This window comes from Ohtaekwangia kribbensis, assembly GCF_042676245.1.
GTDB lineage: Bacteria > Bacteroidota > Bacteroidia > Cytophagales > Cyclobacteriaceae > Ohtaekwangia > Ohtaekwangia kribbensis.
In genome coordinates this window covers 1,520,180-1,535,302 of record NZ_JBHTKA010000001.1, presented here as the reverse complement: position 1 = coordinate 1,535,302, position 15,123 = coordinate 1,520,180, and the positions used below count along the sequence as shown (strand labels likewise).

Here is a 15,123-nt window from a genome sequence, read left to right as displayed (position 1 = left end):
TGGAAGATTAGAAGATTGGAATATTTTAAGATTGTAAGGTTGGAAAATTACAAAATTGGAAGGTTGAAAAATTTGCGCGCTGATATATATCATTTGCGATGGTGTATATCTTACACCTATAGCAATTTAATTTTCAATCTTCTAATCTTACAATCGTTCAATCATAAAAGGAAATGCCAGGCATCACCCGGCACTTCAATTTTATAATCTTATAATTTTTTTAATCTTCCAATCGTCTATCGCACCAGCAGCACGCCTCCGCGTTTTTCCTTCGTTCCATCTTCAGGACGATACGAGCTCTTGTAACGGACTACGTAGGAGTATGTACCGGCCGGTAACATCTGACCTGCGTTGTTGTTATAGCCACCATTCCATTCGAACTGACGGTCGGATGATGCGAACACCATCTCGCCCCAACGATTGAATATATATACCTGGAAGCCATCATCATCGATGAAGAATGTGAAGAGCTTGAAGTTTTTGTTTTGTTCTATACCGGTTACAGGACGGAATGCATTCGGTCCGACAATTACCGGGTCGCACTGAACGCTTACTGTCGTGCGGTCTGTGCTCGGACAACCGAATGAGTTCTCGAGTGTTACCTGGAATATACCAGCGCGATCGGCTGTATAAGTTTGTGTAGTTACTCCGAGCGGTGAAGGAGAGCCTGCTATAACTTCAAACCATTCATAGCTTTCATAGTCTGGACCTGGATCAAGAACGGCCACGCGTGTATTCGGATCCGGGTTCGCATCATCCGGACAGATCAATCTTGTATCGGTAAGATTGCCTGGTGTGGTAGGAGCGAGGAGTACATCAAGGTCAGCCGTTGCTTCGCATTGTCCATCGGATACGGTTACAGAGTATAAGCCTGCCAATGTTTGTCCGTTAAGCTGTGCTGTTGTTCCTCCGGATATAGCCGTTCCGTTCAGTGACCACTGATAGCTGCTCACCGTTCTGCTTGGTGTCGCCAGCAATGCAAACTGAGAACCATCGCAGGGAGGATTTACAGTTGTTATCGTTACACTCAACGGACCTGCTATTGTCACGTTCTTCACTATAGCCGGGGTAGTTGTACATCCTGAGATTGGACTTTGCACCGAGAGGGCTACATTATAAGATTGGCCAATGTTTCCGTTTAATTGTAGTTGCTGGCCAGATACAGGAGAGCCTCCATCTATACTCCATCTATAGAAGTAACTGCTTGCAGGATTGGTATTGCCAGTTAATGATGCAACGAGTATCACCGGAGTGTTGCAGCCATCGAAAGTAAAATCGGGTACTACAGTTTCCACTGATACCCGCTGTGTTACTGTGGTAGGACATAGTCCTCCTGCACCATCATCGAGTATTACCTGAAGATCATATGTGCCGGGATTAACTGTAATTGTCGCTAGTGATGGGTCTGTACTAATGCCATTAGCGGGCGTTGACGTCCATGCATATGTTGTTGCACCCGTTCCCAATGCTGTTACTTGTGAAGTGGTACAAAGATTAGTTGTGTTAATGGAAGCATTAGTAACTGCGTTACCTGGAGTAAGGGTTACTGTTGTTCCGGAAACGCAATTTAAAGTGTTGGTTACTTCAATTTGATAATCACCAGGAGGATAAGATCCGGTTGATGATTGCGGGTTTGAAACAATATTTCCAGTTTCAACTGGAGTTGTTGGATTTGAGGCAGCAAAAATCTTATATGTACCTGTTACTGCTACCGATGTGCCAATCGAAATTGGAGCGGAATCACAAATGGTGGCAGAGGTGTTATTAACGGTAAAGGCAGTTGTGCTAATTGTAGTTGCATCATTCGTAAAACATCCTGTTACCTGATCGATAACCTGTATCGAGTATGTTCCTGCTTCCAGGTTTGGAACAGTTCCGTTATACGGTACTGCTATATTGGATTGTGTATCGGCAAAATTAGGACCACCTAATGTATAGGATACTGGTGAACCAACCGGTTGTGTAATGGCGATTGATATCTGTCCGTTGGTTGCTCCGCAGGCAATGGTACCATTGGATGTGATATTCACCACAGGGGATTGATTAACAGTATACACTACGGTGTCGCGTGTTGTACAGCTTGTAGTAGGGTCTGTATATATAGCTATATATTCAAATGTGCCAGCGGTTGCAAAACTTACCTGCTGTGTAGGACCGGAGTTATTCTGGTTAACACCATTCAAGAACCATGTGTGGTTTTGCAGATTTATACCGGTATTCAAGGTTATGCCACCATTCGCAACAGAACATATTGTCGAATCCGGACCAAAATCTATGGTTGTAAGCGAAGGGAATACATCGATCTGTCCTTCGGTTGTACATCCGGATACATTGTTCGTAACAGTTATACCATAGAAGCCCGCGCGACTTACACTGATTGTCTTGGTTGTGTCACCGGTTTCCCACAGGTAAGAAAGATCAGGTGCGTTGGTCGGGTTTGCATCCAGTGTAAGCGGAGGATTACATAATGCCAATGTAGCAGAAGGATCAGCCGGAGGTGCATATATTCTGAACTGCTGTGTTAATACAGTGTCCAATCCGCATCGGTTGGTGATCTGTAAGGTAGCGGTATATAACCCCGCTGCCTGGAAGAGGAAACTGAAGCTTTCTTCGGTAGAGCTTGTTATAACCGATCCGCCTTGTGTGATCTGCCAGAAGAATTCATCGATTGGATCTGTGCCGGAACCGGAGAATGTTGTTGAGTCTCCCAAACATTGTCCCGCGACAGATATACCCGGCCCTTGCGTTGGATCGGAAATGATCTGTATAAAGTTCGGTAAACCTAAACGGCTTAATGTACTGCGTGCCGGTGTTGCCGGTTGTAATGCGAATCCCTGTACGTTGAATGTCGAGGCAACGGTTGTATCTCCGTTCACCTGTATAACTCCGAGGTAAGGTTTATTGTTAACGGCTACATATAGCTGTCCGTCAGGCGCAATTTGAATAGCACCCAACTCTTCGTTATAGGTCTGATCTGACATAGCCGGAGGACCATCCACTTCATAAGGTCTGCCTAATGTATCGAAGGCAAACTCATAGATCTTGGAAGTAGCATCTTTCAGTGTAGCAAAAAGTTTATTACCGCCTGCTCCGAACTCAACGCCATATACCTGGCCGGTAGCGCTTCCTAAATTTACCGAGCGGAAGTTGGTAACAGTACCACTTGAATCAGCAAAGTCAAACACTTCAACTATGTTTGATACACCTGGAGTTGACAAAGCAACAGCAAGTCTGTTCTGTGCACCGAGCTTCATATAACCTTGTCCGGCTACAGCGGTTGCCATCGTATGATCTGAACCAATACTCGACACAACCGGGTTACCGATACCTGTCGCGGTGATCTGGTACGCACGGAATGAGTTGTTGCCATACTCGTGGGCAATTAACCAAGTGTCGTTACCGGTAATTCTTTCGGTGCTCTTGGTGAATAGTGTTACGTTCTGTTCAATCAGTCCACCGGTACCATTGTTCAATTTCAAATCGAACAGCGAGTAAGCCAGGCGGTAGGTATAAGAACCGTATATCTCCTGTGTGGTAAAGATATAGTATAGTGTTTCATCACCGGGTACAGGTATGATTAGTACTGATTGTGTGGCACTAACATCACCACCTATACCGGTTGCTACTTCCGTAAAGTTTCGGTCCCATACCTTGTTACCATCGGTAAAGAAGATCACCTGACCGTTGCGATCGGATATAGTAGAAGTTCCTTCCGGAGCATCCATGACCGGGTTTGATATAGGCACAGCCGGTGATGAAGGCACATCAAACAGTGGATTGAAATCTATACCGGCATTCTGACCAAAGTACCAGATGTTGGCGCGCTGGTCCTGTATGCCGTATTCTTTAATATTTACTCCGGCATACGTAGAACATCCGCCTACCGTAGCTACGAGATAATAGTATCCTGCTGAGTCAGGCGTTAATGTTGCTGTTGTGCCTGAACCGGAATTCATGGCACCTGCCGGACCAAACCATTGCCAGGTAGCGCTTCCGCTTCCCTGTATCTGGGCCGTTACACTAAATGTGCGACCGCACGAGGCAACAGTTTTATCTTTTGGATAGGGAAGTTCACAGCTACAAGCCGTTGTATCTTGTACGAGTGTGATCTGTGTATCAAAATCATTTATAGTGATCGTCTGTGTGGTGTCTTTTTCCTGACCGTTAAGGAACGCGGTAAGCTTTACATCGTACGTTCCGCCTGCTTCGTAGGTATATACCGGGCTCCAGTCGCTGGATGTAGTACCATCACCAAAGTCCCAGTTAAGACTGTCGGCATTCGGAGTAACGGTCGGAAAGAAAGATGTAGGAGCATTGGCACAGAAACCTTGTGCCTCGAAATATACTTTCATTTTTATACTGTCGCGAGGTGCGAACTGAGGGAACTGGCGTCCGCCAAAGTTGCCTGCAAAAGCAGGTGTACCGTAATTTACTTCACTCGCCACGGTGTCGGTATTGGTCAAGGCTCCTAACAGAAACGATCCGCCCGACTGGTATAAATGGTAGATGACACTGTCAGGCCCCATCTGCAATCCATAACTCTCCGTTGGTGGTGTGTTCAGTACCGATACAGGTGATAATGTTGGAGCGGTGAGATCGTACTGCAATACATTACCGGTAGCGGCACCTTCTCCAAATACAGATACATACAGGTATTGTCCGTTCGGACTAAACTCAGAATCGTATATAGCCTGCGTTGTGGCAGGCGTTACGGCTGAGTTGTTAACGCGTGTTCCGGTTAAGGTCGGTAACGTGGCAGGAGCAACGGGAAAAGCAATGGTAAGTATCTCGACATCGCGGTTCGCTTCTTTTGGTGAAACGGCAATGCGCTTAGAGGAAGCGTTGTAAGCAAGGTTGGCAACATTCTGCACCAGGCCGATGGCTACACTACCCTGGTATGTAACACCCGTGGCATTGATCTTCACAAAATGGTAGTTGATCGTGCCGGTCTGGTGGGTTATCAACCAAAAGTCATCACCATTGGTGTCGGCCACCATGATCATCCCTTCTGATAAATTACCGGGAAGGCCTGCTATAGTCTGGTTCTTGATTGTAATCACAAGATCTCCGAGCGGAGGCTGACCGAACGCAGTAGCATTTCCAATCAGGGTAGAGTCATATACACTATATCTCACCGTGCCGGTGGCATCGGCATGAAATATATAGTACTGAGCAGAGTTAGCCGGGTTCTGACAGATGGCTACAGGCTGGTTGCGCGTGTTGTCGCCTATGATGGTACCGTTAGGTACAGCTTGGTGTGATGCATCGACCACGCGTGTTCCATCGGTATAAAAAACAAGATTACCCGTTACGGGATCACTGGCTACTGCACTACCTCCGGTACCAAAGGGAGTAAACTGATTGGTTACCAGTGAGGCAGAATTATCGGAACGGCTGAAGCGTATGCCCTGATTACTGTTACCGAAGTACCAGTTATGGCCGGCATAGTTCTGCGCCTGGGAGCAGACCGGTATGACTGCTGCTAAGAAGAATAGGAACCGGTAAAGATTTTTTCTCACGTTCGTTTCAGTATTAGGTTCTGTAACTTACCTATCAACACAATTATGTGTCAAATGTAAAACGCTCAAGTTGTTTTAAAGTATACAATTTGAGGTAAAATTAACCGTTAATCGTTAGCAGTTTACCGTTAACCGATAATACTGCACATAGATGTGTTAAACGGTGTCTGAATACAATTGAAAGATAACGGTTAGCGCACAACGGTTTTTCTGCGGAAGGATAACGGATAACGAATAACTTTTTATTACTTTGCCCCGATTGCATACTCTAAAAGAACACGACTCGATGTACAGGATACTCCTGCTTTCATGTGTATTAATGCTGATGCTGAATGGTGCGGTAACTGCTCAGGACCCTCAATTTTCGCAATTTTATGCAGCGCCCCTATATCTCAACCCGGCTCTGACCGGTGCCACCAATCAGGCGCGGGCCGGTATAAATTACAGGAATCAATGGCCTGCTATTGATGCTAACTTTACTACACTGTCGGCCTACTTCGATTATTTTATTGAGGATAAGAATAGTGGTGTGGGGGTTATCATTACGCGTGACCGTGAAGGACTTGCAGGCTTGCAGTCCATCAGTCTCGGGCTTCAATACTCCTATGAACTTCAGCTTACCAAGTATCTCGGCTTTCGTCCGGGAGTACAGGTGGCTGTCTTTAACCGCGATGTAAATTTTGACAAACTTACCTTCGGAGATCAGTTCGATGCTTCCACCGGACAGATCATCAGTCAGGAAACTGCCGAGACGTTCAATACACAGTCAAGCAAAACTTTTGTTGACCTCTCTTTCGGTGGTGTGTTCTTTACAAAAAGTGCATGGCTTGGTGTTTCAACCTGGCACCTTACACGCCCTAACCAGAGTTTGATCGGCGAGGAAAGTAAATTGCCGGTAAAGCTTTCAGTGCACGGAGGTTTTAAATTCTATATGCAACCCGGTGTAGTGGGGAGCGGAGCATACGCACGCAAATCAGAGCGAAGCATTGCGCCAGCGTTTCAATATCGTCATCAGGGACAGTGGGATCAGGTTGATCTCGGTCTATACTTTACATTCGAACCGCTTGTGCTGGGAACATGGTACCGTGGTGTACCCTTCAAGAACCTGGGCGGTACGGTGAACAATGAATCGATCGTATTGCTGCTCGGCTTCACCAAGCTCGGAGCGAAGGATGCCATCAACATTGGTTATAGTTATGACTATACTATATCGAAGCTCGGTCCCGGCAGCGGAGGCGCGCATGAATTCAGCCTCGTATATACCTGGCCGATGCGTAACCCGAGAAAGCCACCAAAAGATAAACTTGTGATTCCGTGCCCCGACTTCTAATGAGATTCACGGTAAATTCAATGCAATAACATACAAAGAGGCTTTCATTGCGAAAGCCTCTTTTATTTTGTACTCGGCTATATTTGTAAGATTATACCTAACGCCTATGAATCTTCAATATACACTCGAACTGTTCGGCACATTCGTCTTCGCCATTTCGGGAGCACTCGCCATTCAGGACAAAGAGCACGATTGGTTCGGAGCGGGCTTCACCGGGTTTGTTACAGCTATAGGAGGAGGGAGTCTCCGCGATATGATCCTCGGCAGCTATCCGCTGGTGTGGGTGGGCGATATATACTTTCTGTACAGTATCATTGCCGGTACGGTTGCTGCCATTGTCTTCTACCGGTATATCATTACCCTGCGCAAAACATTTTTTCTGTTTGATACTTTTGGTATAGCCTTCTTTACCGTATTGGGAGTAGAGAAGTCGCTGAGCCTGGGTGTTCGTCCGGAGATAGCCGCGATCATGGGAATGTTTTCAGCGGTGATGGGCGGTGTGATCCGCGATACACTTACCAACGAAACTCCAGTGATCTTCCGTAAAGAGATTTATGCAACGGCATGTCTGGCTGGGGCAGTGTGTTATTTACTTCTGGATCTGTTCACAGACATAACGCGCAATGCCAACCTACTGGTGTCTGCCGGAATCATTATCGCTATACGACTCGTGGCGGTGAAGTATAGGCTGTCGCTTCCGGAGTTGAAGTGACAGCTTGGGTTAACGTTATCCGTTAATCGTGGTATGTTGCGCAAACGATCAAATGCCTGAATGAAAAATGTATTGTCATACCAGGTGCAAATAAATTATACTTTGGATACGTAGCAATGCATCTATACATCTTTTAGCTCAGGCAGTTACTATATATGGCATGCTGCGGAATATAAGCAGGTGCAACGAAAGTCTGTAAATACGGTATTGGGAGTCTGATTTTTGTCTTTTGCTTTAATTGAAATAAAGAGCAGAACTGATTGACTGTGAGTGAATTCTTATTGTATAACGATGTGTGTATTTTCAATTGTCAGAAGCATTCGGTGGCTTTAGAAATTTTGGCAGATGTATGGTTGTGGTAACTTCGGTTTAAACAATCTACAGCCTTACGTCCTAAATCTCTATGAAACACATCCTTCTAAAGAACTTTTTGTTACTGCTCATTGCGAGCATACCTTCGATTACATATTCTCAGGATCCTAATTTTCACATCTACCTTTTGTTCGGACAATCAAACATGGAGGGTGCAGGTGCCATCGAAAGTCAGGACAGAACAAATGTAGATGAACGTTTCCGCGTAATCGGAGCGGTTACTTGCAGTGGTAACAATACATCGTTTACCCTTGGAAAATGGAGAACAGCGACTCCGCCAATCTTTCGTTGCTGGACAGGGCTTGGTGTTGGTGATTACTTCGGCAGAACAATGGTTGAAAATCTTCCGCAACATATCAGGGTTGGAATTGTACCAGTAGCGATTGGAGGAAGTGATATTCGTTTATTCGACAAAGAAAATTATGAAACGTATGTTACCAACGCACCTGATTGGCAGAAAAACATAATTAGTGAATATGGAGGCAATCCCTATGCGCGACTTGTTGAAGTGGCGAAGCTTGCACAGAAAGATGGCGTTATTAAAGGTATACTTTTACACCAGGGAGAAACGAACACCAACAATCCATCCTGGAAGAATTATGTGCAGCAGGTTGTAGCAAACCTTAAATCTGATCTTGGACTTGGAGATATACCGTTTCTGGCTGGTGAACTTCTTGCTTCACAAGGTGCGTGCTGCGGTTCGCACAATGTGGAAGTTAATAAGCTCCCCGATGTTATACCAAACACACACGTGATCTCATCTTCAGGGCTTGTGGGATCAGATCCCGCACACTTTACATCAGCTTCTTACAGAACATTTGGTCAGCGATATGCTAAAAAAATGCTCGAGCTGGTCGAAGTAGATACAAGTCCTGTTACCAGTGCGGAAGATCATAAAACAGAAAGCCAGGTTAACGTATATCCTGTACCGGCTGTAAACCGTGCATTCACGATTGACAATATTGGTGACATTAGTCAGATTGAAGTGTTTACTTCGCTGGGTGCAAAAATTGCAACGTTCGATAATCCGAATCGATCTGCATCTTTGAAAATTCAGATAGATTCATGCCAGGGACTCCTCTTGATAAAACTTTATGATATACAGAAAAGAATCTCCTACAAGAAGATTTTAGTTCAATGAGTAAGGTGTGACTTTAATACTTTCTGTATAGAACAGGAGCATGATAAGTCTGTATTCCGAAGCAACGATTTCTGTATCAGCCTTTACGTAAGGAAGGATATATATTACTTACAGGAACAGGTTTACTTTACCAGTCTGCTCATAAGTCAGGTCTGCCATGTTTTATATTGAAGTTGAATGTTAGACTTTACGTTGTACATGATATAATTTTGTGGGGAAGCAAGTGCCACCTGGATCTTCAGGGTGGAAGGAGAGTGCCATGTAACCAGGTGAAACGAGCCGGTATGGTTATTGAACAGACTATTTTTGACGGCTGATGTTGGGGTAAATTCTTACTAACGAAAGTTAGCGGTTAAAAAAAATAAAGTTTCTTACCCCAAATGTTTGCCATTAAACAAACTTTTCCGTTTAATTTTGCATTTAGAAAAAAAACATAAACAAAAGCTGAATGATTTTCATCTAACGTTTCACTTTAACGCTTGAAAAGAAATTGAAAACATTGTTCACCATAATTAACGCAGCCAAGGCTGCCTACCAATCTGACAGAACTATTCAGTTCTTATTTACTGCCTGCATGGTGACCAGGCGACCGCGACCCGTACGCTTTGCGCGTATCTGATACCTCCATCATACAACCTCTGTTGTTGAGCTAACGTGATGTCAAGGACATTGCGTTATTGTGCTTTTGGGCCTCGGCCGTTTTCAATTAATCACTACTAATTCAGAATTTAACATTGGAAAATCATAATATCATTGTTCGACTGGCAACAGTTGACGATAAACATTACGCAGAGACCATCACCAAAGAGATGGAAGAATCTGCCAAAGCGCGCGGCACCGGTATAGCCAAGCGTTCACCTCTTTACATCGAGAAGAAGATGGAAGAAGGTAAAGCGATTATTGCCGTTACAGCGGAGGGAACATGGGTTGGCTTTTGCTACATCGAAGCGTGGGAGCACGACAAGTATGTTGCTAACTCAGGTCTCATCGTATCTCCGGCATTCCGTAAAACCGGAGTGGCTACAGAGATTAAACATAAAGTATTCAATCTTTCCCGTCAGAAATATCCGCACGCCAAAATATTTGGTCTTACAACAGGTTTGGCCGTTATGAAGATCAACTCGGATCTCGGTTATGAGCCGGTAACTTATTCTGAGCTCACCAACGATGAAGAGTTCTGGAAAGGCTGCCAGAGCTGCGTTAACTACGAGATCCTGATGAGTAAGGGCAGAAAAAACTGCATGTGTACAGCCATGTTGTTCGATCCGGTAGAAGCCGAAGCCAAGATCAAAGCTGCTGAAGCTGCCCGCGCACTGGCGCAGCCCCAACCTGTAAAAGCTCCTGAAACGGTAGTAACTCCGGAAGGCGAGCTGGTAACGCACCGTCATCGTGAATTCAAAGGCAACTTCAAACTGTTTGAACGCTGGGTGCGCTTCAAGCAATTCGTGTTGTTGAAGTCCCGTAAAAGAGACGAGTCCAACGGAGATAAATCCGATAAGAAAACATTGTTAAGCTTTTTCTTCTTTTGGTAGAATACCAAAGATGAGAAGTAATTTGCACCAGGCAGTTCCGCTTAAAGCAACGGGCTGACTGGTGTGAAAGAGGTGTGTCCGGAAGGGTACTAGCCATTCACAGAGAAATATATAGTTAAACCCCCACAGCAGTCAAATAGATATACACATGAGCAAAAAGAAAGTCGTATTAGCATTCAGCGGAGGTCTCGATACTTCGTATTGTGTAAAGTATTTAGGTGAAGAAAAAGGATTTGAAGTTCACACCATCACTGTTAACACCGGTGGTTTTGATGACAAGGAGATCAAGGAGATTGAAACACGCGCCAAAAATCTGGGCGTAGCTTCACACAAAACAGTAGACGAAACGAAGAATTACTATGATAAGGTAATCCGTTACCTCATCTATGGAAATATACTGAAGAATAATACCTATCCACTCAGTGTAAGTGCCGAGCGTATGTCGCAGGCATTGGCGGTGGCTATATATGCGAAAGAAATAAAGGCTGATGCGGTAGCGCACGGTAGCACCGGTGCCGGTAACGACCAGGTTCGTTTCGATATGATCCTGAATATACTCGTACCAGGTATTGAGATCATCACTCCGATCCGCGAGCTAAAACTATCACGCGAAGAAGAAATAGCATACCTGAAATCGAAAGGTGTGCAGATGAACTTCGACAAAGCCATGTACTCGATCAACAAAGGTATATGGGGAACATCTGTCGGCGGAAAAGAAACACTGAAGTCACTCGGTATGCTTCCGGAAGAAGCGTGGCCCACACAAGTAACCAAAACAGGAAATGAAACGGTAAAGCTTACGTTCGAGAAAGGTGAGCTTCGTAAAGTAAATGACAAAGCTTTCGCTCATCCTGCGGAAGCCATTCAACACCTGCAGGCTATAGCAGGTCCATACGGTATAGGAAGAGATATACATGTGGGCGATACGATCATCGGTATAAAAGGACGTGTAGGTTTTGAAGCTGCAGCTCCTATATTGGTATTGAAAGCCCACCATGCGCTGGAGAAGCACGTACTCACCAAGTGGCAGCTAAGCTGGAAAGATCAGCTCGCACAATTCTACGGTAACTGGTTACACGAAGGCCAGTATCTTGACCCTGTAATGCGCGACATCGAAGCATTCCTCACCAACACACAACAACATGTAACCGGTGAAGTGTCTATCGAATTGCATCCATACCGTTACCAGGTATTGGGTATCGAATCTTCGTACGACCTCATGTCATCGAAGTTTGGCAAGTATGGTGAAATGAACCTTGGCTGGACCGGTGATGACGTAAAAGGCTTCACCAAAATATTCGGCAACCAGACTGCTATATACCAGCAGGTAAAAGAAGAAAACGAAAAGTAATATTTGTCTCAAAGCTCATAGCGCACAGCTCGTAACTTAAAATATAGTGCTCATGACAAAGAATAAAATAAAAGCAGGAATCATCGGAGGTGCAGGCTATACCGGGGGCGAAACGATCCGGTTGCTGCTGAACCACCCTCAGGTAGATCTTGCTTTTGTACATAGCCGAAGCAACGCAGGTAATCCGCTATATTCTGCTCATGCTGATTTGCAGGGTGATACCGAGCTGAAATTTACCGATACCATTCTGCAGGATGTCGATGTAATCTTTCTGTGTCTCGGACATGGTGAGAGTAAAAAGTTTCTGCAGGAGAATACAATCAACGACAAGATCAAGATCATTGATCTGAGTCAGGATTTTCGATTGGGTGAATCGGTTAACGGAAGAACCTTTGTATATGGTTTACCCGAACTGAATCGTGCCGATATAGTAAAGGCAAACAACATTGCGAACCCGGGCTGCTTCGCTACCGCTATACAATTGGGATTACTTCCCTTGGCAAAAGCCGGTATACTGAAAGAAGTATTTGCAACGGGTATAACCGGTTCAACCGGAGCCGGACAAAAGCTGCAGGATACTACGCACTTCACGTGGCGCGCTAATAATATATCCGCTTACAAAACACTTTCACATCAGCACCTGAAAGAGATCAACCAGTCGCTGAAACAACTTCAGTCAGGCTTCAGCGATGCTATAAATTTTGTGCCGTGGCGGGGAGATTTCACCCGCGGTATATTTGTAAGCTCCTGCATTGCTACTGATAAATCACTGGAAGAAGTAAAAAAACTATATAAAGATTTTTACAACGGACATCCCTTCACTATTGTATCCGATGATACAATCGATCTGAAGCAAGTAGTAAACACCAATAAATGTTTGATCGGCATCGAGAAAGAAGGCAACAAAATAGTAGTTCATTCTGCTATAGACAACCTCCTGAAAGGAGCCTCCGGCCAGGCCGTCCAAAACATGAACCTGTTATTCAATCTTGAAGAAACTACAGGAATCAAACTAAAAAGTATAGCATTCTAAAATTAACCCAATCAGGCTGGCAGCTAATAGCTCGCAGCCAGCAGCTAAAAAAATGAAACTATTTGACGTATACCCGCTATTCAATATAACACCTGCTAAAGCGCAGGGCTCATGGCTTTGGGATGACAAGGGCGAGAAGTATCTCGATTTGTATGGAGGCCATGCGGTAATCTCTATAGGGCACTCGCATCCTCATTATGTAAAAACACTTTCGGATCAGTTAAGCAAGATCGCTTTCTACTCCAACAGTGTTCAGAACCCGATACAGGAGCGACTCGCTGAAAAATTAGGACAACTGTCGGGCTATGCGGACTATCAGCTTTTTCTATGTAACTCTGGTGCCGAAGCAAATGAGAATGCGCTGAAGCTTGCTTCGTTTGTTACAGGGCGTAAAAAAGTTATTGCCTTCAAGAAAGCTTTTCACGGAAGAACATCCGGTGCTGTAGCGGCTACCGATAATCCGAAGATCGTGGCACCGTTCAACGCAGGACATGATATTGTGTTTGTACCGATGAACGATGAAGCCGCCTTCGATGCTGCATTGGACAACACTGTTGCTGCGGTAATTATTGAAGGTATACAAGGTGTTGGTGGTATACAATTACCAGATGACTCATTCCTGCAACACCTCGAAAAGAAATGTAAAGAAAACGGCTCGCTGTTTATACTTGATGAAATTCAGAGTGGCTATGGAAGAACCGGAAAATTCTTCGCGCATCAGCATGCCGGTGTAAGACCGCATCTGATCACCACAGCAAAAGGTATGGGTAACGGATTTCCGATTGGTGGTGTGTTGATTCACCCGGATATAAAACCATGGGCGGGTATGCTTGGCACAACGTTCGGAGGTGCTTATCTTGCTTCTGTAGCCGGGCTCGCGGTGCTGGAAGTCATGGAGAAGGAAAATCTCATTCACAACGCAGCGATGCAAGGCGAATACCTCATCGCGAAGTTGAAGACATATAGTATATTAAAAGATGTGCGCGGCAGAGGTTTGATGATAGGCTTTGATTTGCCGGAAGAGAAGAAGAGTGTGCGCAACGATCTTTTGCAGAAACATAAGATATTTACAGGCGAGGCCAAGCCCAATACCATACGCTTGCTGCCTTCGTTAACATTAACCACACAGGAAGCAGATATATTTATAACGGCACTGACTGAAGAATTGAAATGAAGAATTTTATTTCCGTCAATGATGTAAGCGACATCAACGGTCTGGTTGCAAAGGCCCTTGACTTCAAAGCTAACCCGCTGAAAAACCAGGCCCTGGGACAGAACAAACGGATTGGCTTGTTATTTCTCAACCCCAGCATGCGTACCCGTTTAAGTACGCAGATCGCGGCCGAAAATTTAGGCATGAAGGTGATCGTGTTCAACGTTGGTCAGGATGGATGGGCGCTTGAGTTTGAAGATGAAGCCATCATGAGTGGTAATACGGTGGAGCACGTGAAAGATGCCGCACCGATCATGGGTAAATATTTTGATGTACTCGGTATCCGTACGTTTCCATCGCTGCAGAATAAAGTGGATGATTATAGCGAACTATATATCAACCAGTTTATCAAGTATGCCGGTATACCCGTGCTGAGCCTGGAGAGTGCAACACTCCATCCGCTGCAAAGTCTTACGGATGTTATTACGATACAGGAGACTTTCAAGGAGAAACGTAAACCGAAGATCGTACTCACATGGGCTCCGCATGTAAAGGCATTGCCTCAATGTGTAGCGAACAGTTTTTCGCAGTGGATCAATGCATGGGGTGAATCTGATTTTGTGATCACACACCCGGAAGATTACGAGCTCGATGAGAAATTCACCAAAGGTGCTGCCATTGAACTCGATCAGCAGAAAGCATTAAAGGATGCTGATTTTGTATATGTAAAGAATTGGAGTACATATACTGATTATGGAAGAATATACTGCAACGATCCTTCGTGGATGCTCACCAATGAAAAGCTGAAGCTTACTAACAACGCGAAGGTAATGCACTGTCTCCCGGTAAGACGTAACGTGGAATTGAGCGATGAGATATTGGATGGACCTAACAGTGTAGTAACACAACAGGCTTCCAATCGCGTGTGGGCAGCGCAAACTGTACTGCACGAATTACTCTCGGCTAAAACTAAATAAGCG

General features: G+C 44.9%; 9 protein-coding genes. 8 read left to right on the top strand and 1 reads right to left on the bottom strand.

The features are described 5' to 3' along the window. Positions 1-236: 236 nt before the first annotated feature. Entirely contained in the window at positions 237-5,519 is a 5,283-nt protein-coding gene (locus ACFQ21_RS06060) for a PKD domain-containing protein (protein ID WP_377576256.1), read from the bottom strand. Positions 5,520-5,805: 286 nt separating this feature from the next. Between ACFQ21_RS06060 and ACFQ21_RS06055 the strand changes: the two genes are divergently transcribed. The 8 genes from ACFQ21_RS06055 (at position 5,806) to ACFQ21_RS06020 (ending at position 15,120) form a co-directional block, all read left to right on the top strand. Then, on the top strand, positions 5,806-6,849 hold the full coding sequence (locus ACFQ21_RS06055) for a PorP/SprF family type IX secretion system membrane protein (RefSeq protein WP_377576253.1): 1,044 nt from the start codon (positions 5,806-5,808) through the stop codon (positions 6,847-6,849). Between the two features lie 106 nt (positions 6,850-6,955). Continuing rightward, positions 6,956-7,561: a trimeric intracellular cation channel family protein gene (locus ACFQ21_RS06050; RefSeq protein WP_377576250.1), complete on the top strand. Its 606-nt coding sequence runs from the start codon at positions 6,956-6,958 to the stop codon at positions 7,559-7,561. A gap of 403 nt (positions 7,562-7,964) precedes the next feature. Next, complete coding sequence (locus tag ACFQ21_RS06045) at positions 7,965-9,074, top strand: sialate O-acetylesterase (RefSeq protein WP_377576248.1); 1,110 nt, start codon at positions 7,965-7,967, stop codon at positions 9,072-9,074. 734 nt (positions 9,075-9,808) lie between these two features. Then, a complete protein-coding gene (locus ACFQ21_RS06040; RefSeq protein WP_377576245.1) occupies positions 9,809-10,606 on the top strand; it encodes a GNAT family N-acetyltransferase in 798 nt (265 codons plus the stop codon). Positions 10,607-10,754: 148 nt separating this feature from the next. Beyond that, complete coding sequence (argG, locus tag ACFQ21_RS06035; RefSeq protein ID WP_377576243.1) at positions 10,755-11,957, top strand: argininosuccinate synthase; 1,203 nt, start codon at positions 10,755-10,757, stop codon at positions 11,955-11,957. A gap of 52 nt (positions 11,958-12,009) precedes the next feature. Then, positions 12,010-12,990, top strand: a complete 981-nt coding sequence (argC, locus tag ACFQ21_RS06030; protein WP_377576240.1) for an N-acetyl-gamma-glutamyl-phosphate reductase — start codon at positions 12,010-12,012, stop codon at positions 12,988-12,990. A 52-nt stretch (positions 12,991-13,042) separates the two neighbouring features. Further along, positions 13,043-14,164 (top strand): aspartate aminotransferase family protein, encoded by a 1,122-nt coding sequence (locus ACFQ21_RS06025; RefSeq protein ID WP_377576237.1) that lies wholly within the window; start codon positions 13,043-13,045, stop codon positions 14,162-14,164. After that, a complete protein-coding gene (locus tag ACFQ21_RS06020) occupies positions 14,161-15,120 on the top strand; it encodes an acetylornithine carbamoyltransferase (protein ID WP_377576234.1) in 960 nt (319 codons plus the stop codon). Before ACFQ21_RS06025 ends, ACFQ21_RS06020 begins: the two co-directional genes overlap by 4 nt. The last annotated feature ends 3 nt before the right edge of the window (positions 15,121-15,123 follow it).